Annotated in this window: 22 protein-coding genes; 8 read left to right on the top strand and 14 right to left on the bottom strand. The window is 65.5% G+C overall.

The features are described 5' to 3' along the window. Window positions 1-30: 30 nt before the first annotated feature. The 11 genes from bamA to ACQY4Y_RS18200 all read right to left on the bottom strand — a co-directional run bounded on the left by bamA (window position 31) and on the right by ACQY4Y_RS18200 (window position 12,094). Complete coding sequence (gene bamA, locus ACQY4Y_RS18250; protein WP_428492006.1) at window positions 31-2,400, bottom strand: outer membrane protein assembly factor BamA; 2,370 nt, start codon at window positions 2,398-2,400, stop codon at window positions 31-33. A gap of 412 nt (window positions 2,401-2,812) precedes the next feature. Next, window positions 2,813-3,922 carry an RIP metalloprotease RseP gene (gene rseP / locus ACQY4Y_RS18245; RefSeq protein ID WP_428493673.1) on the bottom strand — a complete coding sequence of 370 codons (1,110 nt, stop codon included), beginning with the start codon at window positions 3,920-3,922 and terminating at the stop codon, window positions 2,813-2,815. A gap of 28 nt (window positions 3,923-3,950) precedes the next feature. Continuing rightward, the gene (locus ACQY4Y_RS18240; RefSeq protein WP_428493672.1) at window positions 3,951-5,234 is read right to left on the bottom strand and encodes a 1-deoxy-D-xylulose-5-phosphate reductoisomerase; all 1,284 of its coding nucleotides are present in this window, start codon (window positions 5,232-5,234) and stop codon (window positions 3,951-3,953) included. Further along, window positions 5,231-6,139, bottom strand: coding sequence for a phosphatidate cytidylyltransferase (locus tag ACQY4Y_RS18235; protein WP_428492005.1), 909 nt, complete (start codon window positions 6,137-6,139; stop codon window positions 5,231-5,233). The genes ACQY4Y_RS18240 and ACQY4Y_RS18235 overlap by 4 nt, the downstream gene beginning before the upstream one ends. Continuing rightward, window positions 6,123-6,797 carry a polyprenyl diphosphate synthase gene (gene uppS, locus ACQY4Y_RS18230; RefSeq protein ID WP_428493671.1) on the bottom strand — a complete coding sequence of 225 codons (675 nt, stop codon included), beginning with the start codon at window positions 6,795-6,797 and terminating at the stop codon, window positions 6,123-6,125. Before uppS ends, ACQY4Y_RS18235 begins: the two co-directional genes overlap by 17 nt. A 168-nt stretch (window positions 6,798-6,965) precedes the next feature. Then, the gene (gene frr / locus ACQY4Y_RS18225; RefSeq protein ID WP_428492004.1) at window positions 6,966-7,535 is read right to left on the bottom strand and encodes a ribosome recycling factor; all 570 of its coding nucleotides are present in this window, start codon (window positions 7,533-7,535) and stop codon (window positions 6,966-6,968) included. Between the two features lie 80 nt (window positions 7,536-7,615). Then, window positions 7,616-8,338 carry a UMP kinase gene (gene pyrH / locus ACQY4Y_RS18220; RefSeq protein ID WP_428492003.1) on the bottom strand — a complete coding sequence of 241 codons (723 nt, stop codon included), beginning with the start codon at window positions 8,336-8,338 and terminating at the stop codon, window positions 7,616-7,618. 271 nt (window positions 8,339-8,609) lie between these two features. Next, a complete protein-coding gene (gene tsf / locus ACQY4Y_RS18215) occupies window positions 8,610-9,518 on the bottom strand; it encodes a translation elongation factor Ts (RefSeq protein WP_428492002.1) in 909 nt (302 codons plus the stop codon). A 15-nt stretch (window positions 9,519-9,533) separates the two neighbouring features. Continuing rightward, window positions 9,534-10,316, bottom strand: coding sequence for a 30S ribosomal protein S2 (gene rpsB / locus ACQY4Y_RS18210; protein WP_428492001.1), 783 nt, complete (start codon window positions 10,314-10,316; stop codon window positions 9,534-9,536). A gap of 587 nt (window positions 10,317-10,903) precedes the next feature. Next, complete coding sequence (locus ACQY4Y_RS18205) at window positions 10,904-11,554, bottom strand: hypothetical protein (RefSeq protein WP_428492000.1); 651 nt, start codon at window positions 11,552-11,554, stop codon at window positions 10,904-10,906. A 201-nt stretch (window positions 11,555-11,755) separates the two neighbouring features. Continuing rightward, entirely contained in the window at window positions 11,756-12,094 is a 339-nt protein-coding gene (locus tag ACQY4Y_RS18200) for a hypothetical protein (RefSeq protein WP_428491998.1), read from the bottom strand. Window positions 12,095-12,524: 430 nt separating this feature from the next. Between ACQY4Y_RS18200 and ACQY4Y_RS18195 the strand changes: the two genes are divergently transcribed. From ACQY4Y_RS18195 to ACQY4Y_RS18180, 4 genes are all read left to right on the top strand, one after another. Beyond that, window positions 12,525-13,835 carry an Eco57I restriction-modification methylase domain-containing protein gene (locus ACQY4Y_RS18195; RefSeq protein WP_428493670.1) on the top strand — a complete coding sequence of 437 codons (1,311 nt, stop codon included), beginning with the start codon at window positions 12,525-12,527 and terminating at the stop codon, window positions 13,833-13,835. After that, window positions 13,775-14,377: a hypothetical protein gene (locus tag ACQY4Y_RS18190; RefSeq protein ID WP_428491997.1), complete on the top strand. Its 603-nt coding sequence runs from the start codon at window positions 13,775-13,777 to the stop codon at window positions 14,375-14,377. Before ACQY4Y_RS18195 ends, ACQY4Y_RS18190 begins: the two co-directional genes overlap by 61 nt. 126 nt (window positions 14,378-14,503) lie before the next feature. Continuing rightward, window positions 14,504-14,893 (top strand): hypothetical protein, encoded by a 390-nt coding sequence (locus ACQY4Y_RS18185; RefSeq protein ID WP_428491996.1) that lies wholly within the window; start codon window positions 14,504-14,506, stop codon window positions 14,891-14,893. A gap of 328 nt (window positions 14,894-15,221) precedes the next feature. Further along, complete coding sequence (locus tag ACQY4Y_RS18180; RefSeq protein WP_428491995.1) at window positions 15,222-16,286, top strand: ketopantoate reductase family protein; 1,065 nt, start codon at window positions 15,222-15,224, stop codon at window positions 16,284-16,286. A gap of 198 nt (window positions 16,287-16,484) precedes the next feature. Here ACQY4Y_RS18180 and ACQY4Y_RS18175 read toward each other — a convergent pair whose 3' ends face one another. Further along, window positions 16,485-16,982: a Uma2 family endonuclease gene (locus ACQY4Y_RS18175; RefSeq protein ID WP_428491994.1), complete on the bottom strand. Its 498-nt coding sequence runs from the start codon at window positions 16,980-16,982 to the stop codon at window positions 16,485-16,487. A 79-nt stretch (window positions 16,983-17,061) separates the two neighbouring features. Here ACQY4Y_RS18175 and ACQY4Y_RS18170 point away from each other — a divergent pair, with 79 nt between their 5' ends. Next, window positions 17,062-18,132, top strand: a complete 1,071-nt coding sequence (locus ACQY4Y_RS18170; protein WP_428491993.1) for a TauD/TfdA family dioxygenase — start codon at window positions 17,062-17,064, stop codon at window positions 18,130-18,132. A gap of 18 nt (window positions 18,133-18,150) precedes the next feature. On the opposite strand, the gene ACQY4Y_RS18165 is transcribed toward ACQY4Y_RS18170, so the two are convergent. Together ACQY4Y_RS18165 and ACQY4Y_RS18160 are read right to left on the bottom strand one after the other, a co-directional pair. Then, complete coding sequence (locus ACQY4Y_RS18165) at window positions 18,151-19,050, bottom strand: AAA family ATPase (RefSeq protein ID WP_428491992.1); 900 nt, start codon at window positions 19,048-19,050, stop codon at window positions 18,151-18,153. Beyond that, complete coding sequence (locus ACQY4Y_RS18160) at window positions 19,050-19,844, bottom strand: SRPBCC family protein (protein WP_428491991.1); 795 nt, start codon at window positions 19,842-19,844, stop codon at window positions 19,050-19,052. The genes ACQY4Y_RS18165 and ACQY4Y_RS18160 overlap by 1 nt, the downstream gene beginning before the upstream one ends. 415 nt (window positions 19,845-20,259) lie before the next feature. On the opposite strand from ACQY4Y_RS18160, the gene ACQY4Y_RS18155 reads away from it, so the two are divergent. The 3 genes from ACQY4Y_RS18155 (at window position 20,260) to ACQY4Y_RS18145 (ending at window position 26,434) form a co-directional block, all read left to right on the top strand. After that, window positions 20,260-20,925 (top strand): hypothetical protein, encoded by a 666-nt coding sequence (locus tag ACQY4Y_RS18155; protein WP_428491990.1) that lies wholly within the window; start codon window positions 20,260-20,262, stop codon window positions 20,923-20,925. A 1,027-nt stretch (window positions 20,926-21,952) separates the two neighbouring features. Then, window positions 21,953-23,302, top strand: coding sequence for an MdtA/MuxA family multidrug efflux RND transporter periplasmic adaptor subunit (locus tag ACQY4Y_RS18150; protein WP_428491989.1), 1,350 nt, complete (start codon window positions 21,953-21,955; stop codon window positions 23,300-23,302). A gap of 18 nt (window positions 23,303-23,320) precedes the next feature. Then, a complete protein-coding gene (locus ACQY4Y_RS18145; RefSeq protein ID WP_428491988.1) occupies window positions 23,321-26,434 on the top strand; it encodes an MdtB/MuxB family multidrug efflux RND transporter permease subunit in 3,114 nt (1,037 codons plus the stop codon). Window positions 26,435-26,578: the final 144 nt, after the last annotated feature.

The raw sequence follows: 26,578 nt of genomic DNA, 5'->3' as shown, positions 1-26,578 counted from the left end.
TGATTAAGCCTTTGATGTCGCTTTGAACCACTAGAACCTCGTGCCGAAGCCAAACCGGAAAATCTGTGTCTGGTCGCCTGGTTGCTTGTACACAAACGGCGCCAAGTCAACATTTATCAAGCCGAAACTGGTGCGCCAGGAGATGCCGACACCGGCGCCGACGCGTGGCGTGGCGGAGGATCGAACATCGCAGCTAACCCCTGGAGAGACGATGCAGGAGCCGGTGCGGAACGATGAGTCGGTCAACGCGCCGACATCGACGAAGGCTCGCCCGGTCAATCCCAGGTCGGGAGAAACCGGCAGCGGGTAGCGCAGTTCCGTGGTCTGGGTCCACAGAAAACGCCCGCCCAGCGGATCGCCCGAATTGGTATCGTGCGGCCCGGCGCCACCGGTCTGGAAGCCGCGCAGATTGTCGCCGCCGAGGAAGAAGCGGTCGATGATTTCTTCCCGCCCTCCGGGCAGCAAGGCCATGTATCCGGTGCTGCCGGAAAATTTCAAACCCCAGTCCGGATTGCCGAATTCGCGTTCCAGCGGGATGTAGTAGGCGGCGTTGAGGTTGCCGCGGACGAACCGGGCGTCGCCGCCGAGACCGGCGAAATCGGTGCCGCCTTCGACGATATAGCCGGAATGCGGAAAGATCTTGCTGTCGCGGTAATCCAGCGTCAGCACCTGGCTGACCTGCGACAGCAGCGTGGTTCCCGCCTCGTTCAGGATGAATGGACTGGCGCCGATCTCGACGTTGTAGACCCGGCGATCGACCAGCGAGTAGCTCCAGGTCTGGCGCAGGTGCTCGTTGAACGCGTAGCCCAATCGCAGGGCAAAACCGGCGCGGCTTTCGTCGTATGGTTCGGTGCCCAGGAAGTTGGTGTTGATCAGGAACAAGTCGGCCCCGGCGACCAGATTGCGATCCAGGAAGTACGGATCGGTGACCGAGGAATTGATCGAACTGCGGCGCTGCGCCAACACGCCGTTGATGCTGGCATTGATGCCGGTGCCGATCAGGTTCTTCTCCGCCAGACCGATATCGACCAGGGCGCCGGCGTCGGTCGAGTAGCCGCCGCCGAGCGACAGTTCACCGGTGGCCTTCTCGGCGATCGTGGTCTGCAGGATGGCCTTGTCCGGGGCGTCGCCCGGGTTGGTGGCGATATCGACGGTCTGGAAATAGCCCAGATCGGTCAACCGGGTCTTGGTGCGGCGAACCGCCTCGGCGCTGTATGGGTCGCCTTCGGCGAGCTGGAACTCGCGCCGAATGACCTTGTCCTCGGTGCGGGTGTTGCCGACGATGTTGATGCGCTCGACATAGACCCGCGGTCCCTCGCCGACGTCGAAGGTCAGATCGACGATGTGCTTCTTGGTGTCGCGGCTGACCCGCGGCTTGACGTCGACGAAGGCGTAGCCGCGGTCATGCACCAGTTGCTCGATCATGTCGGCGGTGCGGCCGACGGCATCGCCGTCGTACCAGTCGCCGGGCGCCAACTGCAGGGCGGGTCGCAGGTCCTTCTGGGTGAGCTTGCGAAGCTGGATGTTGATATCGACCTTGCCGACCTTGTAACGGGCGCCCTCGCTGATGGTGAACGAGACGAAAAATCCCTTGCGGTCGGGCGAGAGCTCAGCGCTGGCATCGAGGATCTGGAAGTCGGCGTAGCCGTTTTTCAGATAGAACCGGCGCAGCAATTCCTTATCGAACGCCAGCCGTTCCGGATCGTATTGATCGGCGGTGGACAGGAACCGCCACCAACGCGATTCACGGCTGTCGATGACCTCGGCCAGGCGGTCCTCGCTGAACGCCTTGTTGCCGTTGATCACGATCTTGCTGATCAGGGTGGCGGAGCCCTCGTTGATCTGGAACACCACGTCGACGCGGTTCTGCTCGAGGCGGATCACCTTGGGTTCGACGGTGGCGTCGTAGTAGCCGCGCTTGGCATACATATCCAGAATGCGCTGGCGGTCGGATTCGGCCACTGACGGGGTGAACACGGCGCGCGGCCGCAGTTGCAGGGCAGCACGCAACTGGTCGTCGCTGAGCTTGTGATTGTTCTCGAACGCCACCCGGTTGACGATCGGGTTTTCCACCACGCGGACCACCAGCGTGTCGCCGACGCGGCCCAGGCGGACGTCCTGGAACAGGCCGGTGGCGTAAAGCGTCTTCAGGCTGCGGTCGATGCGATCGGGATCGAACGGGTCGCCCGGCTGGACCAGCAGATAGGAGCGGATGGTGCCGTCCTCGATGCGCTGGTTGCCTTCGACCTTGATGTTTTCGATGACCCCGCCGGGCTTTGCCGGTGCTGGTCGAGCCGGCGCCGAGTGGCGCCTGGGGGTGGGAGTTTGGGCGGCGGCGGTTCCGATGACCAGCAGGGGCATCAGGCAGGCGGCGACAAGCCGCACAGCACGGAGCGTCAACAAAAGTCTGTTCCCCCCAACGGCGCCCCCCGACGGCGCACAGGCTTCAAAGCATGCTCGTAACGACAATACAGGCAGGCATCATGGCGCGATAATGACGAGCGCGGCGCACCATAACGGCGGGTCGCGAGCGATGCTAGTGCCGGACTGGGTCGATGAACGATCTGTCACTCATCGTATAACTAATTGATCGCAATCAACTATTTTCATCATCCCAGGGGACGGCCGCAGCCCGAGCGGTGGCCGGGAGTGAGGTTCTCGGCGACTCGGGCGGGTTGCGGGTCGGCGAACGGCGCGATGGGGCTGTCGGACCGTATAGACGATTGTCGGTAAAGCCGGACTATCGCGGCGCCAGCCGGGACAAGTATTTTCGCCGCGCCGGGCGGGGCGAGTTATTGCCGGTAGGGTGCGATCAGCCGATCAATCCGGCGACCCAGCGGAACAGCCCAAGGTGAGTAAGGTCGTTCCAGGTCGCGAAAACGAACAAGCATGCCAGGAAGGCGAGCCCGGCGCGGAAGCCGTATTCCTGGGCGCGCTGCGGCAGTGGGCGGCCGCGCAACGCCTCGGCCAGGTAGAACAGCAAATGGCCGCCGTCGAGCACCGGGATCGGGAACAGGTTGATCAGGCCGAGGTTGACCGAAAGCACACCAATGAAGGAGATCAGGCTGGCGATCCCAAGCTCGGCGATCTGGCCCGACATCTGCGCGATCCGCAATGGACCGCCAAGATCGTCGGTGCCGCGGGTGCCGCGGATCATCTGCGCCAGTCCATGGACGGTTTCCGCGGTGATGGTCCAGGTCTGCGTGACACCGCCCCAGAGCGCGGCCGGCACGCTGACATGATGGTACTCGACGGCGCCGCCGCGCACCCCGAGCAAACCGACCTGATGGCCACCGGAATTGCGCGCCTCGGTGGTGACCTCGACCTGTCGGTCGGCGCCATCGCGCTTGATCGTCATCGCCAGGGTCTTGTCGGGATGGGTGGTGATGACGCGCTGCAGGTCCTCGAACGTCTTGATCGGCTGGCCGGCGATGGTTTCCACCCGGTCGTTCGCCAACAGGCCGGCGCGGGAGGCGGCGCTGTCGGGCAGCACCGCGCCGATCACCGGCAGCGTGACGGGCTTGCCCAGGGCGATGAACAGTCCGGAGAACAGGACGATCGCCAACAGGAAGTTTGCCACCGGACCGGCCGCGACGACGATCGCGCGCGAAGCCACTGGCTTGTCGTGGAAGGTCTCGCCGGGGACCCAGCGGGCGCGGACCTCGTCTTCCACGTCCTCGGGTCGTTCCTGGCCGTGCAGCTTGACGTAGCCGCCAAGCGGCAGCCAGGCCAGCTTCCACATGGTGCCGTGACGATCGGTCCACGATGCGATGGCGCGCCCGAAGCCGATCGAGAATGCCTCGACCCGCACCCCGCGCCAGCGCGCCGCCAGGTAGTGACCGAATTCGTGCACGAAGACGAGAACGCCGAGCACGACGACGAAGGCCGCTGCGCTGCGAACGAAATCGAGGAGGGCTGTCAGCACGGAATTGGCTTTCGCAACGAGGTGGTCATACGACGTGCGCGGGGAGTGCCTGGCTTGGCGGTGGGTCGGTGTTCCGGCTTGAGTTGGCGGCCACCTTGGGCCGGATATGGGCGGCGATAAGGTCGCCGGCGATGCGGCGCGCCATGGCGTCGAGCGCGAGCACTTGATCCAACGAATCAGCCTTCGGCGTTCCCAACCGCTGCAACACCTGCTCCACCGTTTCGACGATAGCGAGGAAACCGATCCGCCGGTCCAGGAAGGCGGCGACTGCGACCTCGTTCGCCGCGTTCAGAATGGTGGGGGTTCCGCCGCCGGCTTGCAACGCCTCGCGGGCGACGCGCAGGGCCGGGAAGCGGATCAAATCCGGCGCCTCGAAGTCGAGCCGGCCGAGCGCGGCGAGATCGAGACGTGGCGAGACGGTTGCCAGGCGTTGCGGCCACGCCAGGGTGTGGGCGATCGGGATCCGCATATCGGGTGAACCGAGTTGCGCCAGCACCGAACCGTCATGGTAGTGGACCATGCCGTGGATCACCGATTGGGGGTGCACCAGGACCTCGATCCTGGTCTCGGCCAGGTCGAACAGGCGGGCGGCCTCGATCACCTCCAGCCCCTTGTTCATCATGGTGGCCGAATCGATGCTGATCTTGGCGCCCATCGACCATACCGGGTGGCGCAGCGCCATTTCGGGCGTGGCTTGGGTCATTTGGTCAAGGCTGGCGGTGCGGAACGGGCCGCCGGAGGCGGTGAGCACGATCTTCTCGACCGCGCCACGGTTGCCGTCGGCGAGCGACTGGAAGATGGCGTTATGCTCCGAATCGACCGGCAGCAGTGTCGCGCCGGCGGCGCGAACGGCGTGCAGCATGACGTCGCCGGCGCAGACCAGCGCTTCCTTGTTGGCCAGGCTGATGTAGCGGCCGCGGCGGATCGCCGCCAGCGTGGAGGCGAGGCCGGCGGCGCCAGTGATCGCCGCCATGGTCCAGTCGGCATCCAGGGCGCCGGCGGCGACGACGGCATCGCCGCCGGCGGCGGCCTTGATGCCGCTGCCGGCCAAGGCGTCACGCAGGGCGGCGTAGCAGGACGGATCGGCCACCACGGCGATCTCGGCGCGCAGCGCCTTCGCCTGTTCGGCGAGCATCGCGGTGTTGCGCCCGGCGACGAGAGCGCGGACCTGGAAGCGGTCGGGGGTGGCGGCCAGCAATTCGATTGTCTGGGTCCCGACGCTGCCCGTGCTGCCGAGCACGGTGACGGAACGCGCGGTCCCAGACGAGACCGGCCCGGGTGAGACGGAGCGAGCATGACCGGCGTTCATTTCCACAGCACTACTCCAGATCCCAGGATCAGCGCCAGTAGGGCCGTCGCCGGGGCGGCGGTCAACACCGCATCCAGTCGGTCGAGCAGGCCGCCGTGGCCGGGGATCATCGAACCGGAATCCTTGACGCCGAACTGGCGCTTCAGGTGGCTTTCGAACAGATCGCCGGCCTGGGCGACGACAGCGATCAAGGCGGCGAATCCGGCCGCGCGTGGCGACCCCAGCCCAGTGCCGAGGATCGCTGATGCGGCGAACCCCACGGTGGCGGCGGCGATCACCCCGCCGAGCACGCCGGACCAGGTCTTGGCTGGTGAAATGCGCGGTGCCAGCCGCCAGCCGCCGATCGCTCGGCCGGCGATGTAGGCGCCGACATCGCTGGCCCAGATTACCAGCAACAGCACGAACACATTGGCAAAACCCACGCTGGTATTACCGGATCCGGTTTGGCAGCGCAGCCACACCAGCGCCAGCGCTGCCAGACCGAGATAGGGGATGCCGAGCGCGACAAGACGGTGGCGGTCGAGCGCGATGCCGGACAGCGTGGCGACGGCAAGCAGGGCGAGCGCCGAGACCGAGTGGCCGCGCTGCATCAGCGCCACCGCCAGCGGCAGGGCGGCGAACAGCAGCGCGAACAGCAGCTTGACGGGGGGCGATGGGTGCTTGCCGCACATTGCCAGCCATTCATAGGACAGGCCGATGCTGATCAGCGCGATCAGCCCGGCGAATGCCAGGCCGCCGATCCAGATACAGCCCAGCGCCAGCGGCGCCAGGACCGCCGCGGACAGAATGCGCAGCCGCAGGTCGCCCCAACGCGGCGTCGGCGGGCCGACCCGCTTGATGTCCTGCAGGGGTGAGACATGATCCGACGGTTGGCGGTCCGCCGCCAGGTCAGTCCTTGCGAGCACCAAACCTACGTTCCCGCCTTGAGAACTCCTTCAGTGCCGAATTGAAATGGGCCTGGTCAAAATCCGGCCACAGCACATCGAGGAACACCAGTTCCGCATAGGCCGCCTGCCACAGCAGGAAGTTGGACAAGCGCTGCTCGCCCGAGGTGCGGATGATCAGATCGGGGTCCGGGGTGCCGGCGGTTGCGAGGAAACTGGCGAACACGTCCTCCCCCAAATTGCCGGCATCGAGGCATCCGGCACGGGCCGCTTCCACCGCTGCGCGAGCCGCCGCGGCGATTTCCGCCCGGGCGCCGTAGGACAGCGCGATGGTCAGGTTGAGGCGGGCATTCTCCGCCGTGTCGCGCTCAGCAGCCGCCAGGTCGGTCTGGATATCGGTATCGAACCGGCATCGGTCGCCGATGAAACGAAGTCGCACGCCGGACTGTTTCAGTTCTGCCACTTCGGACCGCAGGTAGCGCCGCAGCAGGCCGGTCAGGTCGGTGATCTCACCGGCCGGGCGGCGCCAGTTCTCGCTGCTGAAGGCGTAGATGGTCAGCCAGGAAACCCCCGAGCGGATCGCCGATTCGACGGTGCGGCGGACCGCGCGCGAACCCTCCCGGTGGCCGGCGATGCGCGGCAGGCCGCGTGACTTCGCCCAGCGGCCGTTGCCGTCCATGATGATGGCGACGTGGCGCGGCGTAATCTGCCGCTCGGCGCCGGCGCCGATCGGGTTAAACTCGGCGACGTCCTGGGACGCCGCGACGGCTGATGACACGTCGACCTCCGACATGAAGTCCGGGGCTGCCCGCTTGGTGATCAAAGGCATGGGTGCCGTGATCCGCCCTCAGACCTGCCTGATATCTTTTTCCTTATCCACGAGTGTTTCGTCCACCTTTTTAATGAATTGGTCGGTGAGTTTTTGCACCTCGTCGGACCAGTTCTTGGCCAGGTCCTCGCCGATTTCGTGCTTCTTTTCGTGGCCCTTGATCTGTTCCATGCCGTCGCGCCGCACCCCGCGCACCGAGACTTTGGCGCCCTCGGCGTATTTGTGCGCCATCTTGGCCAGTTCGTTGCGCCGTTCGGTGGTGAGTTGCGGGATCGGCACCCGGATCATCATGCCGTCGGCCGCGGGGTTGAGGCCGAGGCCGGAATCCCGGATCGCTTTTTCGACCGAAGATACCATTGATTTGTCCCAGACCTGCACGGTCAGCATGCGCGGTTCCGGCGTGCCGACGGTGCCGACCTGATTGAGCGGCATCTCGGTGCCGTAGGCGGTCACCTTGACCGGTTCGAGCAGGCCCGGGTGGGCACGTCCGGTGCGCAGGCCGGCGAATTCGCGCCGCAGCGTTTCCAGCGCGCCGTCCATGCGGCGGCTGAGATCCTGTTTCAGGCTGTTCAGATCCGCGGTGGCCATGATGATGCCTCTCCACTCCCTCTGATGGTTCGATCGCGGACCGCGGCCGGTTCGCGGCGGCGGTTCAGGGCGATCATGGGTTAACGCTCGACGATAATGGTGAAGGCGCCCTCGCCGCGCATCACCTGGGCGAAGGCGCCGGGGGCGTGGATGTTGAATACGATGATGGGCAGGTGATTTTCGCGTGCCAGGCTGATCGCGGCGGCGTCCATGACGCCGAGGTCGTTGGCCAGGACATCAAGGTAGGACAGTTGCTGATAGCGCGTCGCGCCGGACACCTTGCGCGGGTCGGCGGAGTAGACGCCATCGACCTGGGTGCCTTTCAGCAGCGCGTCGCACTTCATCTCGGTGGCGCGCAAGGCGGCCGCGGTGTCGGTGGTGAAGAACGGGTTGCCGGTGCCGGCGGCGAAGATCACCACCCTGCCCTTTTCCATGTGACGTTCGGCTCGGCGGCGGATATAGGGCTCGCACACCGAGGACATCGGGATGGCCGACTGCACGCGGGTCGGCACGTCGCATTTTTCCAGCGCGGACTGCACCGCGAGCGCGTTCATCACGGTGGCCAGCATGCCGATGAAGTCGGCCTGCGCGCGGTCCATGCCGGAGGCGGCGCCGGACACGCCGCGGAAGATGTTGCCGCCGCCGATCACCACCGAGACTTCCACCCCCATGGCGACGACAGCCTTGATATCGTTGGCGATGGCGCTGACCATGTCGTTGTCGAGGCCGAAATCGCGACGGCCCATCAGCGCCTCGCCAGACAGTTTCAGGAGCACACGCTTGTAGACAGCAGGCTGTGTCATGCGACTCCCTTGAGGTTTTGTTCGGGGCACGGCGTGCCGGGCGCACCCTAGTGATAGCGTCGGTCGCGAACAAGCCGCGGTTCGGTCATCGGCCGAATGAGAGCGGATATTGCGGCTAATCAATCCAGCGCCTGGACCCGGTGGGTGAGGCGTTCAAAGTGGGGGGATCATACGGTAAGCCGAACAACCCGGCGTGGCGGTCATGACTGCCGTGCCGCCGCTTGGGTTCGGGACGTGCCGACGCTCGATGCGGCGCGGCACGTCTGACGGTTCAGACGCCGGCGGTGGCGGCGACTTCGGCGGCGAAGTCGTCCTTCGGCTTTTCGATGCCCTCACCGAGTTGGAAGCGGGCGAAGCCGATCAGCTTGACGCCGGCCTTCTTGGCCACCGCCCGCACCCGGCTTTCGCCGTCGTGCACCCAGATCTGCTCCAGCAGCACTACCTCCTCGTAGTATTTGCGGATGCGGCCTTCGACCATCTTGTCGATGATGGTGTCGGGCTTGCCCGAGGCGCGGGCCTGCGCCGCCAGCACCGAGCGTTCACGCTCCAGCGCGGCGGCATCGACGGCGTCGATATCGAGCACTTCGGGGCGGGCGGCGGCGACGTGCATGCCGACCTGACGGCCGAGGGTCTCCAGCGTGGCGAACTCGCCGGGTCCCTCGACGGCGGCGAGCACGCCGATCTTGCCGAGGCCGGGCTTGAGCGCGGCGTGCATGTAGGTGGCGACCACGCCTTGCGGCACGGTCAGCACCTTGGCTCGGCGGATGGTCATGTTCTCGCCGATGGTGGCGACAAGATGGGTCAATTGTTCGGCCACGCTACGGCCGGTGTCGGCGAAGGCCGCGGCGTTGATGGCGTCGAGGTCGTCGCCGGTGCTGAGCGCGATGGCCGCCACGGTGGCGACGAACTGCTGGAAGGTTTCGTTGCGGGCGACGAAATCGGTCTCGGCGTTGACCTCGACGACGGCCGCCCTATTAGCGGCCGAGGCGACGCCGACCAGGCCCTCGGCGGCGACGCGGCCGGACTTCTTGGCGGCGGCGGCGAGGCCCTTTTTGCGCAGCCAATCGACCGCCGGCTCGATCTGGCCGTCGGATTCGGTCAGCGCCCGCTTGCAGTCCATCATGCCGGCGCCGGTTCGCTCGCGCAGATCCTTAACCAGGGCAGCGGTGATCGCGGCCATCTTGCTCTCCTGGGTTCAGGCGGTTGCCGGGGCGGCTTCGGGCTCTGCGTCGGTGAGCGCCTCGGTGGGGAGTTCCTCACGGGCGCCGATGTCGGCGCCGGAGGAGGCCATTTCGGCGCTGATGCCATCCAGCACGGCGCCGGCGATCAGGTCGCAGTACATGGTGATGGCGCGGATCGCGTCGTCGTTGCCGGGGATCGGGAAGGTGACGCCGGTCGGGTCGGAGTTGCTGTCGAGCACCGCGACCACCGGGATGTGCAGCTTGGAGGCTTCCTCGACCGCGAGTTTTTCCTTGTTGGTGTCGATGATGAACAGGATGTCCGGCAGGCCGCCCATGTCCTTGATGCCGCCCAGGGCACGGTCCAGCTTGTCCTTGTCGCGGGTGATGTCGAGGACCTCTTTCTTGGTCAGGCCCTGGGTGTCGCCGGCGACCAGGTCCTCGATCTGGCGCAGCCGCTTGATCGAGCCGGTGATGGTCTTCCAGTTGGTCAGCGTGCCGCCGAGCCAGCGATGGTTGATGTAGTACTGGCCGCAGCGCTTGGCGGCGTCGGCGACGTGTTCGGCGGCGGCGCGCTTGGTGCCGACGAAAAGCACGCGGCCGCCGGCGGCGGTAACGTCGCGCACCGCGCGGAGGGCTCGGTCGAGCATCGGAACGGTTTGCTGCAGGTCGATGATGTGGACCTGGTTGCGGGTGCCGTAGAGGAACGGCGCCATGCGCGGGTTCCAGCGGCGGGTGTGGTGGCCGAAATGGACGCCGGCTTCAAGCAGCTGGCGCATGGTGAAATCGGGCATCGCCATCGGCGTGCTCCTTTCCTGTCGTCCGGTTGTGCCTCCGCGGGGGTTGCCTTGCGGCACCGGACCCTGGGCCGAGGCTGGGGGGCCTTGGCTGGCTGGGAAAGGGTCCCCGCGTGTGAATTACCGGCGCGCGGAGGGTCCCGCGAGCCGGCGGGCGGGGTATGGCGGAGATTGCGGCGGATTGCAAGCGGGTTGGGGAAGCATCGGTGGCAGCACTTCTGTAAACCGAACGGAAAGCGCTTGTCGCTTTGAAGTCAACTCTGCGCTCAATTCGGACACCGGTCGCTACAAGTTCCGGTGGCAAAAATGAGCCGTTTAGAGTTTGTTGGTTGTGGGTTTAGCGTGTTACCGTTTAGCATTCGAATCGACTCAAAACGCTCCAAGTCGGCGGTAAGGGTTACAATTCGCCCATGATCCAAGGTGGTCTATTCACCCGCGACTTCCTCTTGGAAGGTGTTACCGGAGAGAAAGCTTGGCGAGCACTAGCGGCCAACACGCTGGAAAATGCTCGTGCTCGCCTGGAAGCGTTGCTCGCCCCGCTGGTGCGACAGCGTGCCCCAAACGAGGCCGAAACTGAAGCACACCTCGTCTTACCGGTGCTCGAGCAGGTGCTCGGTTGGGCAGACTGGTTGCCGCAGCAGAACCAGTCGGCGACGGGCCGCTCGGACGTGCCAGATGCGTTGCTCTTCGCCGACGCCGTCACGCTCGAACGGGCGCGGGGGGAGCCGCCGTGGCGGCGCTTCCAGCACGGGCTGTGTCTGATGGAGTCCAAGCGCTGGAACCGCCCGCTCGACCGGCCTGTCGATGGACGCGACAGGCGCGCCGGCGACGAGGGCGTGCCATCTACCCAGATCCTGCGCTACCTCCGCCGTGCCGATGACGCCACGCGCGGCGGGCTCCGCTGGGGGATGCTGACGAATGGGCGTCTCTGGCGCCTGTATTGGCAGGGCGCGCTGTCGGTCTCGGAGGATTTCCTCGAAATCGACCTCGGCAACGTGTTTGGACTGCCCGGCTGCGAGACCGATCTGCTCGACCCACGCGGGATCGACGCCGGTCACGCGTTGCGGCTGTTCCTGGTGCTGTTTGGCCGGTCCGCCTTTCTGACATCCGAGCAAGGCCGGACCTTTCATACGGTTGCCTTGGAACAGGGGCGGCGGTGGGAGGAGAAGGTAGCCCGCGACCTGTCGCGCGTTGTCTTCGACGAGGTATTTCCCGTCCTCGCCGACGCGCTGGCCAGGCACGACCGCGGCCGCCCGACGGTTCCCGGCGCCGCGTGGCTCGAACAGATCCGGCAGGGCGCGCTCATCCTGCTCTACCGCCTGCTGTTTGTGCTCTACGCCGAGGACCGCGACCTGTTGCCGGACGAGCGCGGGCCGTACGCCGCCTATAGCCTCACCCGCATTTGTCGCGAGGTGGCCGACGCGCGTGCGGCAGGACGGGCACTATCGCCACGCGTGGCGATCTACTGGGCGCGGCTGCGTGGCATCTTCACCGCGATCGCTCATGGCGACGACGGCCTCGGCATCCCGCCCTACAACGGCGGCCTGTTCGAGACCGACGCCGCGCCGGTTCTGGAACGCGTCGAACTGCCCGATGACGTCATCGCACGGATCGTGTTCGCGCTTTCCCATGTAGAGGCCGAACGCAAGCCGAAATACGTCAACTACCGCGACCTCTCGGTCCAGCAGCTCGGCTCCATTTACGAGCGCATTTTGGAATTCGGCCTGCGGCTCGGGGACGACGGCGCGGTTGTGATCGACCGCGACGATGACGAGCGCCATGACACAGGCAGCTACTACACCCCCGAGGCACTTGTCTCGCTGATTATCGAACGCGCGATTGGGCCAGCCGTGGCGGATCGGGCGCGCGCGTTCGAAACCGCGGCCGAACGGCTAAAAGGTGACCGGCGGTCCGTGGGCGTTCGGCTGGCCGAACTTTCTGCCAAGGACCCAGCGTCCGCGTTACTCGAATTGAAGGTCTGCGACCCAGCGATGGGGTCGGGCCACTTCCTCGTCAGCCTGGTGGACTGGCTCGCCGACCGCGTGCTGGCGGCGCTCGCGCCTGATCGAAGATGCGCGCGCGGACGTCTGCGACCCGGGCCAACAGGGGAGGCGCATACTCAGCCCAGGTTACTTGTACCGGCGCGTCGGCGAAGTCCATGGCTGGCAAGTGACGCCCGAACAGCTCGACGACCGTCACGTCATTCGCCGCATGATCCTCAAGCGGGTCGTCCACGGTGTGGACCAGAACCCATTCGCGGTCGAATTGGCGAAGGTGGCGCTCTGGCTGCACACCTTCACCGTCGGCGCTCCGCTGTCTTTCCTGGATCACCACCTGCGCTGCGGCGACAGCATCGTGGGTGCCTGGGTCAAGCCGACGCTCGACGCCGTGGCCCAGGGCGGCGGCCTTCTCGCCGGCGGCGAAATCGCCCGGGTCGAAGCCATCGCCGAGGTCATGACCCGCATCGAGGAGATCACCGACAACGATGTGTCGGAGGTAAAGGCCTCCTCCGACGCATTCGGCGCCGTCGAAGACGCGACCCGTGAGCTGGATGCGTTTTTCAGCCTGATGACCGCGCGTCATGCTTTGGACGTGAATCTTGATCCGAAGCTGAAGCGCCCGCTGAAGTCCCCAGAGCAACTCCGCCGGATGAATGCCGAGGTGAAGAAGATCGCAGCAGCGGAGAAGCAGCAGCGCGCCTATGACCGCGCCGCCGCGTTCAAGGCCGTGCTGGAGCCGCAATTCGGCGACCCGCTCAAGATCGCCACGGGCGAGGTGGTCATTGCGGTGCCGGAGGACGACGGCACGCAACCGATGCTGGCCGCGATGGGCGAGGCCGACCAGCGGCGGCGCCTTGCCGCCGCCCTGGTCGCCGACGCTCGGGCACTGACGCGGCGCGAGCGCTTCCTGCACTGGCCCGTGGCGTTCCCGAACACATGGCGGAACCTGACACAGTCAGTGCCGGACGGCGGCTTCGACGCGGTCATCGGCAATCCGCCCTATGTGCGGCAGGAACATCTGGCAGCGGTGAAGCCGGCGCTAGCTGCAAGTTACACCATCTTTGCCGGCACCGCTGATCTGTATGTCTACTTCTTCGAGCAGGGTCTGCGGCTGGTGCGACCGGGTGGCCGCGTCGCCTACGTCGTCACGAACAAATGGCTGAAGGCGGGCTATGCGGGGGAGTTGCGCGCCATGCTGACCGACCCTGCGCGCGCCGAGACCGAGGTGGTTATCGACTTCGGACACGCTCGCGCCTTCTTCCCTGACGCCGATGTGTTCCCCAATGTGGTCGTGGCGCGACGGCCGGACGGAACGGATGTGCCCGAATGCCTGACCGTTGCCGTGCCGCCGCGAGAAACATTGCCCGATGACAAGTTGGGGCGGCCGCGGAGGCGGCCAGCTTTCCACTCCTTCGCACGTCCCTCGGACGCGAGGGGTGGGCGCTGGAGCCGAAACCGGTCATGGACCTGCTGGCCAAGATCAGGCGCGCCGGCGTACCGTTGGTCGAGTATGCGGGCGTGAAGCCGTATCGCGGCGTTCTGACAGGCTACAACGAGGCGTTCATGATCGACACCGCCACCCGTGACCGTTTGGTTGCCGCCGATCCCGCGAGTGCAGAGATAATCAAACCCTATTTGCGCGGTCAGGACGTCCAGCGATGGAGCGCCCCGGACAGCGGACTACATTTAATCTTACTTAGGTCCAGCCGCGACTATGCTTGGCCGTGGGCAACGGCTGGTGACGAAGTAGCCGCTGAGGCAACGTTCGCAAGAACCTACCCTGCTCTATACGCTCATATGAAACTGTTCGAGTCCATTCCTGGAGACAAACCCGGCGAGCGGAAGGGGCTACGTCATCGCGAAGATCACGGTCGATATTGGTGGGAGTTAAGATCTTGCGCCTACTACGACGCATTCGACAATCCTAAGCTGCTGTACGTCGACATTTGCTGGACCGCCTCTTTCCTCCCAGACCGGAGCGGGCGTTCAGTGAGCAACACCAGCTATTTTCTACCTGGCTCTAACGATTGGCTCGCAATGGTCCTGAATGCGCCGGTAGGATGATGGTATTCGTGGCGAAGAGCACAGCGGGGCAAAGACGATGCCCTGCGTTATTTCACAAGCTACGTCGAAGGATACCCCGTTCCAGCTGAACCGCCGGCTATAGAAACTGGAGGCCTAGTAGATGAGTTGTCGAGGAAGGTTGCCGTCATAAACCTTGTCAAAGCCAGTATCCACGACTGGCTTCGCATCGAGTTCGGATTGGACAGACCCAGTAGGGAGCTGGAATCACCGGAGCGGCTCGACGCTGACCGCTTCGCCGCCGCAGTCCGGGCCGCGCTTCCGCGTCGGCGCCAGCTCTCGGCCGCGGAGGTCGCGCGGCTCAAGCGCGAGCACGCCGGGACCATTATGCCAGCGCGTCAAGCTGCCGCGGAAGCGCAGCGTCTCGAGCGCCGCCTATCGGACCTCGTCAACCAGGCTTACGGGCTAACCGCAGAGGAGGTGGCGCTGATGTGGGCGACCGCCCCGCCCCGTATGCCGCTTACCGCGAACAGCTCAGTTGATGGCGAACAGGCCTGACCGAGCCAACGCCGCTTCCGCACCGGCCATGTCCGCAACCCTGCAAGCAGTGGATTGTCGATCGGCCGAGGCGCTCCGGCGGCGGGCATGGCAACCACGGCAATTGACCGCTTCGGCGACGGCGGCACGGAACCGCCACGCGATGTCGGCCGGTATACGATTCAAACGGATGTTGGGGGGATTGCAAGCGCGCTGGGCAGCGGGGAGCGATAACCGCCACCTAATTGCAGTGTTTATCACGGTGCGGTAAGACCCGTCATTCCTCTCGAGGAGGGCTGAACCTAAGTCTCGGCCCGCGGCGTTCCTCATGCCTAGGCAGGATTCAAGCATGGCGCGCAACGTTTTAGTTCTCGGAGCTTCCTATGGCTCGTTGCTGGCAACCAAGCTGCTAATGGCTGGTCACAACGTGACTCTGGTGTGCCGGAAGAAGACCGCCGACCTGATAAACGGCGATGGCACTGAAGTTCGCATCAAGCTGAGTGACGAGCCGAACCACCGGGCGATCTTTTCGCGCGACCTTTCCGGGAAGCTGGACGCGACCCCGCCCGATCAGGTCAACCTTTCACGCTATGACCTGGTCGCTCTTGCCATGCAGGAGCCGCAATACACCGACGGCGCGATCCGCGTTCTCATGGCTGGGATCGCCGAGGCTGGTCTGCCGTGTCTTTCGATCATGAACATGCCGCCGTTGGCCTATCTCAAGCGGATCCCGGCGCTAGAGGCCATGGATCTGCAAAAAGCTTACACCGATGCCGGAGTGTGGGAACCGTTCGAGCCGGGACTGGTGTCGCTCTGTTCGCCGGATCCGCAAGCCTTCCGTCCTCCGGAGGAGGCGGCGAACGTCCTTCATGTTGGCCTGCCGACAAACTTCAAGGCAGCGGCATTCGCGGACCCGGTCCACAACCGGATACTTCGGGAGCTGGCGTCCGACATTGACGCCGTGACGCTGGATGGCCGGGACGTTCCGGTAAAGCTGAGGGTGTTCGACTCGCTGTTCGTCCCGCTGGCGAAGTGGTCGATGCTGTTGACGGGAAACTATCGCTGCATCACGCCGCAGGAACCGCGGTCGATTCGCGACGCGGTGCACCACGATCTGAAGCTTTCGCAGTCGATCTATGAGCATGTCGATGCCATCGCACGGCGGCTGGGAGCCGACACGACGGATCAGGTGCCGTTCGCGAAATACGCCAAGGCCGCGGAAAGCCTGCTCCAGCCCTCGTCAGCGGCGCGCGCAATTGCCAGCGGGGCGCCGGTAATTGAGCGGGTCGATCTGCTGGTGAAGTTGATCTCGCATGAGCTTGGCATGCCAAATGCCGCGATCGACCATACGGTCGACCTCGTCACTCAAAAACTGAGCGATACGATGGTGGCGGACGGGTCCAGCGCGCCGTAATGGCGCTTATCGCGGTTTGGCCTTTCCGATCGAAGGCCGACGACAAGACTTGTGGGCTCGAGCCCTTGGGAAGCCCACGGCAAAACGTAATGCCGGTGTATTCAGAACGAAGCTCAGGATAGTTGTTGAAACGGATTTGATTAGGCAAAAGGGTTAGTTTCACAAAACAGCCTCGACAGCTTGAAACTCCCGGCTCCTTCAATCCTCGTTACCTTCGTCAAACTCAGGTGTCAGTCGAATTTCTCCCTCGGCATCATAAATCTCAACCTCACCGAGGGCTGCGTCTCGCGACTGGAGCGTGGCACGAAGCGGCCGCCGATAGACGTGGGCCAGAACCTCGTCCTGAAAAATCTCGACGATCTCCTGCACCCCATCGACGGCTTGCAGGTCCGCTCGCTTCTGGTCCCATTGGCGTTTGTGGGTGAGTTCAGACGGCGAGACCACTTCGAATACTACCCGAGGACGCTGCCCGCAGCGGATCAACGCATCGGGAATGCGCACCGTGGCGCGTTGTTGGTAGTCCGGTGCAGCGCCGCTGCCGATTTCCGGCCGACTTTCGGCGTGGCCGCGCAACCGATTGTAAAGCTCACCAGCCAGATTGCCGAGGATCACCCCATGTTCCGGCGTTGGCGCTGCGTGCGCGACGATCGTTCCGCGCACCAGCTCCAGGCTGCCGCGATCGGCGAGCCTGAGCACCTCTCAGCGCGCTGTCACCTGAGCTTGCTACGTGACCCAGACTGCGCAAGATGCATCCGGATAGACCAAGGAGGTGCCAATGCAGCATGCGAACAGGCGCGCAGCGTGGACCGTCGACGACCTGCAAGCCGACCCATGCTGGGTGTTCGAACTGGACGACCATGCCCGTCGCGACCTTACCGAGGCTGTGCGCAAGGCGGCGGAGCCGGCGAAGACGCTGCTGGACTACCGGCGCGACGATTTCGACCTCGGGTCGGCGTGGCCGGTGGTCGCCGCGTCCCTGCGCGAGGTTCGCGATGGCACCGGGTTCGCCATCCTGCGTGGGATGCCGCGGGACGGGCTGACGGCGGAGCAATTCGAACTGTTGACCTGGGCGATCGGCCTGCATGCCGGCGTCGCTCGGCCGCAGGGCAAGGCCAGCCCGTTCATGACCGCGGTGCGCGACGCCGGCACGGTCTATCGCACCGGCAAGGGACGCGGCTACTCGTCCAACGCGGATCTGGACTTCCACACCGATAGCGCCGACATCGTGCTGCTGACCTGCTACAACGTCGCCAAGTCGGGCGGCATGAGCATGGTGTCGAGTTCGGTGACGGCGCACCAGGTGATGCTGGCCGAACGGCCGGACCTGGCGGAACAGCTGCACCAGCCACTCTGTTTCAGCCGCCAGCAGGAGCAGGCGGCGGACGAGGCGGCGTTCTATCCCAACCCGATCTACGATTGGCGCAATGGGCTGCTGTTCAGCAAATGGAACCGCAACCGGTTGCGTTCGGCGCAGGCGATCGAGGGGGTGCCTGCCCTGACAACGCAGCAGCATCAGGCGCTGGACCTGCTGGACGAAATCCTGCGTCGGCCGGCGGTCATGCATTCGATGTATCTGCGCCCGGGCGACATGCAGATCCTGAATAATCATGTCACGCTGCACTCGCGGACCGAGTTCGAGGACCATGACGATCCGGTGCTGCGGCGCTGCCTGTTCCGGCTCTGGCTGGCTCCCCCGGACGGGGTGGCGCTGCCGGAGAGCTGGCGGCCGGCGTATCGGTCGGTCGAGGCCGGTTCGGTACGCGGCGGTATTGTCGGCCAAGAGTACGACGAGACGCGCCGGGCGTTCGAGAAGCGTCAGGCGGCCGATCTTGGAATGCAGGCGTAGCGGGCAACGGTACGGCGATCAGGGGGAGGCAGCGACCTCGGTCACCAGGCGGGCGGCTTCGGCGCCGCGGACCTTGGCGATGTCGTCCTGGTATTTCAGCAGCACGCCCAGCGTGTCGTCGACGTCGCCAGCGGTCAGTTCGGTCTTGTTCAGGTAGGTCAGCGCCTGCGCCCAGTCTATGGTCTCGGCGACGCCGGGCAGCTTGAACAGTTCCTCGCCGCGCAGGCGCTGCACGAAGCCGACCACCTGGTCGGCGAGATGGGCCGGCACGCCGGGCGCCTTGGCCGCCAGGATCGCCCGTTCGCGGGTGGCGTCGGGGTAGTCCACCCAGTGATAGAGGCAGCGTCGGCGGATCGCGTCGTGCACCTCCCGTGTGCGGTTCGAGGTGAGGATGACCACCGGACGGGTCGCCGAGCGTACGGTGCCGAACTCGGGCACGGTGATCTGGAAGTCGGCGAGCAGTTCGAGCAGGAACGCCTCGAACGGTTCGTCGGCACGATCGAGTTCGTCGATCAACAGCACGGCCGGCGGCAGGTCGGGGTCGATCGCGGACAGCAGCGGGCGGGCCTGCAGGAATTCGCGGCTGTAGATGTCGCGCGACAGTTCGTCGCGATCGGTGTGGCCGGCGGCTTCGGCCAGGCGGATGGCCATCAACTGGCGGGCGTGGTCCCATTCGTAGGCTGCCGCCGAGAGGTCCATGCCGTCGTAGCATTGCAGGCGGACCAAACGTCGCTGCAGGCCGGTTGCCAGCACCTTGGCGATTTCGGTCTTGCCGGTGCCCGGTTCGCCCTCGAGGAACAGCGGGCGCTGCATGGTCAGCGTCAGGTGCACCGTGGTGGACAGTTCGAGGTCGGCGATGTAGCCGTTGTCGGCGAGCAGCCTGGCGGTGTCGGCGACGGTGGCGGGCAGCGACGTCACTACAGCATGCTTCCCAGCATCAGCAGGATCATGACGACGAAGACGCCGGACCCAATCCAGGCGGCGAGCGGCAGGCCGAAGGGCTCCCGCGGGATCAGCGACCATATCGAAATGGCGGCTGGCGACGCGTTGACGGCGACGGCGACCGGTTCAGCCATGGTCTGGCTGGCGGCGGCCTCGGCCCGTTCGGGCGAGAGCGCACGGTTGCCTAGTGCAGGCGGGACTGCGATGGCCGCCGCTGGGCTGGCTTGGGTCGCCGCCGGGCTGGTCTGGCCTGGCGCCGCTGGGCTGGCCTGGGCCGCGGCGGAGCTGGTCTGATCGGTCGCCGGGTCGGCGTGGCCGGTGGCCGGGGACATCGCCTGCACTTGCTTGCTGAAGCGGTCGAAGAAGGCGTCGGCCATCTGCTTGGCGGTGGCGTCGATCAGCCGGCCGCCAAGTTGGGCCAGCTTGCCGCCGACCTGGGCGTTGACCTTGTAGCTCAGCAGGGTTTCGGCGCCCTGGTCGGCCAGCGCCACGTCGGCGCCACCCTTGGCGAAGCCGGCCACCCCGCCCTGCCCCTCGCCGCTGATGCGGTAGCCGTTCGGCGCATCAATGTCGGTCAGTTGCACCTTGCCGGTAAAGCGAGCCGAGATCGGTCCGACCTTGACCGCGGCGGTGGCCTTCATCTGGTCGTCGTCGAGTTTCTCCAGGCTCTCGCAGCCGGGAATGCTGAGCTTCAGCACCTCGGGATCGTTGAGTGCTTGCCAAACGGTTTGCCTCGGCGCCGGTATCCGCCGCTCGCCCGTCATATCCATGCGTAAGTCATCCCTGTGCTGAGCGCGGCAGAGGTTACCGGCCGGGTCCCGTACGCGCAACCAACGCCGCAGCGCCCCGGGCGGCGGTCGCCGCGGAGGTGCCAGGCAGACGAACGCGCCGGGTGGGCAACGGGTTCCCGCCTCCGACGGCGGGCGCAGAGTTGGTTGGAGCGGTATCAGCAGGGAGCGGTGCGGCAGGGGCGGCAATGGTTGCCGGATCGGCGCGGTGGGGGAGCAGATTTTGCCGTGGCGGCGGGCGGAATTATCAAGCTTTTGAATGCCTCGCGATTGGCGCGGATCATGCACGTCATGGCCGGGCGACAGTCAAGTCGCGGCCGGACGCGTGCAAACCCCGGCGGGCAACTCAGGGCTGGCAACTCAGGGCTGGCCATACAACGGTAAGGAGTATCGTAGCGTGTCTGTTTCCATTTCCGGGCAAAACGACCGGGCGGCGCTGGTCAGCGCCTACCAAGCGATATCCAGTTCGTCGCCGGACCAAGGTGGCGACTGGGACTCGGCGGTCGGACCATCGACGGACCCGACCACCGGCACCGCCTCGCCCAGCGGTACTTCGGGGGCACTATCGGATGGCACGGCGATGGCATTGCTTGCGTTTGGCAACGCGACGGACGCTTCAGCCCCGGCCACCGGCGAGAATGGCGCCGGCGATTCTTCGGCTGATCCGGTTTCCGCTCAATCGGCTGGCTCGCAATCGGGGTGGCTGACCGACATCCAGTCGGTGCTCTCGGCCCTGACCGGCACGTCCACGTCCGGGGTCGGGTCGGCCGGCACGATAACCGGCGTCGATGGTTCGCTGCCGGATGATCCGGAGACGGTGACAGCCGGTCTTGGGACAAGCGCCTCGGGTTCGAGCGGCGCGCAACCGACTGGCCTGCCGCCGTCCTGGGGCAACGATATTTCCAACCTTGGGACCATCGCTCCGGACGGGACGGCGAACCAGTGGAAGCCGGGCTACAGCGACAGCTTCCAACAGCAGTTCGCGCTGTCGGCCTACAGCGCCAATGCGACGCCGGGTGTCGATCCGGCGACCGCCTCCTCACTCGCCGCCATCAACGTATAGCTTTCAGGCGGCGATCCCGGCCGACGCCGGAGTCGGGTACGGCCAGAGTCGGGTACGGCCAGAGTAGGGCACGGCCAGAGTCGGGCACGGCCGGGGTCGGTGAAGCTTAGTGTTGCCGTTCGCTGGCGACGCGCAGCAAACGCGGCGTTGGGCTGTGTGCGTCCGCCTCGATCACGTGCGGAGCCGGCCAAGCCCACGGTGTCGGCGGAACCGCCACCGGAGCAGCCGGGGCGGCGCTGGGGCCGCAGTTGCCGGAGCTGTGCGACACCACGTGTGGCGCCGCGCCTCTGCCATCGAAGCTGATCTGAATGCTTTGCATGCACACGCCTGGGGCCGCGGCCGCCGGGATCGTTGCGAACCCGCCGAATTGCCCCGGACCCATTGCACCGATCTCGCGGAACCAGGGTCTCGGCCTGGCGATCCATCTGCGCGCTGATCCGGTCCAGCATGGCGAATGGGTCGCCGGTTACGGCCGACGCGGGGATCGCATTGGGCGCGACGATCACCGCCGGCGGCACGTTGCCGGTGTAACGAACCTGCTCGATCTGTCCGTCGGGAAGGCGCAGGATCATGACGTGGTTTGCCAGTGGGCTGGCCGACGTTTGGGGCCGTGTTTCCCCGGCGTGGGCAATGCAGCCGTAGCCGGCGAGGATGATAGAAGCGGTTCCGGCCAGAAGCGCGAGTCGAGTGGTTCGCATGACGGTCTCCGTCGCTGTTGAAAACAACAAGGTTGCAAGCAACGCCACGATCATAATCGGGCCATTTCAACCGGATATGGTCGCTTCGATGAATTTTCCTCCACCCCGAACCGCTGCCCGCCCAGGCCGAAGCAGCGTGTCTTCGTGTAACGAAGGCAAAATTAGCGTAACTGCTGCCGGCTTTTTGCTTGTTGGCAACGGGTCCGATGCTTAATCCCCATGGCGGGTTGCACCTGACGTTTCCCCTGGGGGCGCCCCTGGGGCCGGCGCGGGCCGCTGCTTGATCCGAATGCCGCACCGACCGGCAACAACGAAGGACCTGACCGCGGATGGACGAACGCGTTGACCGGGCCGATACCCGGGTCGCTCCTGATCCCGCGTCACGCGAGACCCAGGTGACGCGGCCGTCGCGTCGGGGTTACTGGGTGCTGACCTCGTTGATCCTGATCGCCCTGCTGGGCGGCGGCTGGTATCTGTGGGCCCATCGCCAGGCCGAGCCGACGCCGAAAGTCGCCAGCGCCAGGCACAGCGCGAAGACGGCGGCCCAGCCGGTCGGCTTCGCCACCATCGACACCGGCGATGTCCGCATCATGCTGAACGAGCTTGGCACCGTCACCTCGCTCGACACCGTCACCGTGCTGACGCAGATCAACGGCGAGTTGCAACAGATCGGCTTCAATGAGGGCCAGGTGGTCAAGAAGGGAGACTTCCTGGCCCAGATCGATCCGCGGCCATACCAGGCTGCACTGGAGCAGGCACAGGGCACGCTGGCGCGCGATCAGGGACTGCTGGCGCAGGCGCAGTCGGACCTGAAGCGGTTCCAGACGCTGGGACGGCAGGATTCAATCGCCCAGCAGCAATTGGATGACCAGCGCTTCCTGGTGCAGCAGGACACCGGCCTGGTGCAGACCGATCAGGGCGCGGTCGATGCCGCCAAGGTCAACCTGGCCTATTGCCACATCGTCTCGCCGATCGATGGTCAGGTCGGACTGCGCCTGGTCGATCTCGGCAATTATGTGCAGACCTCCAGCACCAGCGGCCTGGTGGTGATCACCCAGATGCAGCCGATCTCGGTGCTGTTCTCGGTGCCCGAGGACAATCTGCCCGACATCATCCAGCGGGTACGCGCCGGCGCCACCCTGCCGGTCGAGGCCTATGATCGAGCCAACACAAGGCTGCTCGCCACCGGACAGCTCGGCACGATCGACAACGTGATCGACACCACCACCGGAACATTGAAACTGCGCGCGATGTTCGCCAATCCAGACGAGCTGCTTTACCCCAATCAGTTCGTCAACGCCCGGCTGCTGGTCAACACCATGAAGAACACGGTTCGCGTGCCGGTACCGGCGGTGCAGCGCGGCGAACCGGGGACCTTCGTTTACCTGATCAATGCCAACGACACGGTCTCGGTTCGCCCGATCAAGGTCGGTCCGACCGATGGCGGGTACGAGGCGGTGCTGTCGGGGCTGAAACCGGGCGATCGGGTGGTGACCGACGGCACCGACCGGCTGCGCGACGGCGCCGCGGTCAGCCTGCCGGCGGCGCGGGGCTCCGCTGCCGTAGGGTCGCCTGGCGGCAAAGGCGCGGGAACGTCGGGGTCCCCGCCGACCGGCACTACGCCGGGCGAGTCGGCTCCGAACCCGGCGCACCAGCGGCGCCCGCAGCCGCCGCAATGACCCCCGGCTGATCGCGGCATGAGCCCGTCCCGCCCGTTCATCCTGCGGCCTGTCGCGACTACGCTGCTGATGGCGGCGATCCTGCTGGTCGGGATCGTCGCCTACCGCTTTCTGCCGATCTCGGCGTTGCCCGAGGTGGATTATCCCACCATCCAGGTGCAGACCTTCTACCCTGGGGCCAGTCCCGAGGTGATGACGTCTTCGATCACCTCGCCGCTGGAAGTGCAGTTCGGGCAGATGCCCAGCCTGAACCAGATGTTTTCGACCAGTTCGGCCGGGGCGTCGCTGATAACGTTGCAGTTCAGCCTCGATGTCAGCCTGGACGTGGCCGAGCAGGAGGTGCAGGCGGCGATCAACGCGGCCGGCAACCTGCTGCCGACGGACCTTCCGGCGCCGCCGATCTATGCCAAGGTCAATCCGGCCGACGCGCCGATCCTGACCTTGGCGCTGACCTCGAAGACGTTGCCGCTGACCCAGGTCGAGGACCTGGCGAACACGCGGCTGGCGCAGAAGATTTCGCAGCAGCAGGGGGTCGGGCTGGTCAGTATCAGCGGCGGTCAGCGTCCGGCGGTGCGGGTGCAGATCAATCCGCGCGCGCTGGCCGCCTATGGGCTGAACATCGACGATCTACGCACCACGCTGGGCAATGCAAACGTCAATACGCCGAAGGGCAACTTCGATGGGCCGGCGCAGGCCACGACGATCAACGCCAACGACCAGATCAGCGATCCGAAGCAATACCTGGATCTGGTGATCGCCTACCGCAACGGCTCGCCGGTGCGCTTGAGGGACGTGGCCAACGTGGTCAATGGCGCCGAGAACACCAAGCTGGCGGCCTGGGCCAACAAAACGCCGGCGGTCATCCTGAATGTGCAGCGTCAGCCCGGGGCCAACGTGATTCAGGTGGTCAACACCATCAAGTCGTTGCTGCCGCAGTTGCAGGCAACCTTGCCGGCGGCGATCGATGTCGCGGTGTTGACCGATCGCACGGTGACGATCCGAGCCTCGGTCGCCGATGTCGAGTTCGAGCTTGGGCTGGCGGTCGCGCTGGTAGTGCTGGTCATATTTCTCTTCCTGCGCAACCTGCCGGCGACGATCATTCCCAGCCTTTCGGTGCCGCTGTCGCTGGTCGGCACCTTGGCGGTGATGTATCTGCTGGGGTTCAGCCTCGACAACCTGTCGCTGATGGCGCTGACCGTGTCCACCGGCTTCGTGGTCGATGATGCGATCGTCATGATCGAGAATATCTCGCGCTTCGTCGAAGCCGGCGATCCGCCCTTGACCGCGGCGTTGAAGGGCAGCGAGCAGATCGGTTTTACCATCATCTCGCTGACCGTGTCGCTGATCGCAGTGCTGATTCCGCTGCTGTTCATGGGGGATGTGGTCGGGCGGCTGTTTCATGAGTTCGCCATTACCCTGGCGGTGACGATCATTATTTCTGCGATCGTTTCGCTGACCCTGGTGCCGATGATGTGCGCCAGGCTGCTACGCCATCGTCCCGACGCCGCGCGCAGCAAGTTCGACCTGCGGGCGGAACGCGGCTTCGACTGGATCATCGGTCGTTACGACCAGGCGCTGAGTAAGGTGCTGGATCATCAGCCGCTGACCCTGCTGGTCGCGGTGATCACGCTGGGTGCCACCGTGCTGTTGTACAGCGTCGTGCCCAAGGGTTTCTTCCCGGTTCAGGATACCGGGGTGCTGCAGGGCATCTCGGTCGCGGCGCAGACCGTGTCGTTTGACGCCATGGCCAAACACCAGCAGGCGCTGGCGGCGGCGATCCTGAAGGACCCCGACGTGTCCAGCCTGAGTTCGTTCATCGGCGTCGATGGCAGCAACACCACGCTGAACAGCGGGCGGTTCCTGATCAACCTGAAACCCAAGGACCAGCGCAGCCTGAACGCCACCGAGATCGGTCGCCGGCTGCAGCAGGAAACCGCGGACGTGCCGGGGGTGTCGTTGTATCTGCAACCGGTGCAGGACCTGACGATCGATGCGTCGGTCAGCCGGACTCAGTATCAGTTCGTGCTGGAGAATCCCAATCTGGCGGCGTTCACCGAATGGGTGCCGAAACTGTTGGCGGAACTGGACAAATCACCCGATCTGCGCAACGTCGCCAGCGACTTGCAGAGCCAGGGGCTGACGGTCGATCTGGTGATCGATCGGGAGACCGCGGCGCGCTTCGGCATCACTCCGGCGACTGTGGACAACGCGCTGTACGACCTGTTCGGACAACGTATCATCTCCACGATCTATACGCAGTCGAACCAGTATCGCGTGATCATGGAGGCGGATCCCGATCTGCAGACCTCACTAAACGCGCTGTCGGCGATCCGGCTGCCATCTGCGGCGTCCACCACCGGCCAGGTGCCGCTGACGGCCATCGTCAAGATCGAGCAGAAGTCCGGGCCACTGCAGATCAGCCACCTGGCGCAGTTTCCGGCAACGACGATTTCATTCGATACGGCTCCGGGTTCGTCGCTGGGGGCCGCGGTGGCGGCGGTACGCCAGGCTGAGGCCGACATTGGGCTGCCGGCGAGTTTCGTTACCGCGTTCCAGGGGGCGGCGTCGGCACTGGAGGCGTCGTTGTCGAACGAGCTGCTGCTGGTGCTGGCGGCGATCCTGACGATGTACATCGTGCTGGGGGTGCTGTACGAGAGCTTCGTACATCCGATCACCATTTTGTCGACGTTGCCCTCGGCTGGGGCCGGCGCGCTGGTCGCGCTGCTGATCGCCGGTGACAACATCGACGTGATTTCCATCATCGGCATCATCCTGCTGATCGGCATCGTGAAGAAGAATGCGATCATGATGATCGATTTCGCGCTGGTAGCCGAGCGCGAGGATGGCAAGCCGCCGCGGGAGGCGATCCACCAGGCGTGTTTGCTGCGCTTCCGCCCGATCCTGATGACCACCATGGCGGCGCTGCTTGGGGCGCTGCCGTTGATGCTGGGCAACGGCACCGGTTCGGAACTGCGCCGCCCGCTGGGGGTGGCGATCGTCGGCGGATTGATCGTGAGCCAGGTGCTGACGCTGTTCACCACGCCGGTGATCTACCTGATGTTCGACCGCCTGGCGGCCCGGCTGGGTGGCGGCAAGGGGCAGGCAAAACTGGTACCGGGCGGTGCGCCGTGAGTCTTTGGGCAACGGTGGCGTGGCGTGGCGGCGGGGGGGTGGCCGAGAGTGTTGGTCGGCTTCCGGCGGTTTACCGCGCGGCGGGTCTTGATCGTTTGCCCGCCTATCTTGTCGGCTTGGCGACAGGAAGGCGTGGGCCGATCG

Origin of the sequence: Rhodopila sp. (genome assembly GCF_965277165.1) — a bacterium.
GTDB lineage: Bacteria > Pseudomonadota > Alphaproteobacteria > Acetobacterales > Acetobacteraceae > Rhodopila.
The sequence above is the reverse complement of the archived record's forward strand: the minus strand, read 5'-3'. Positions and strand labels throughout refer to the sequence as shown.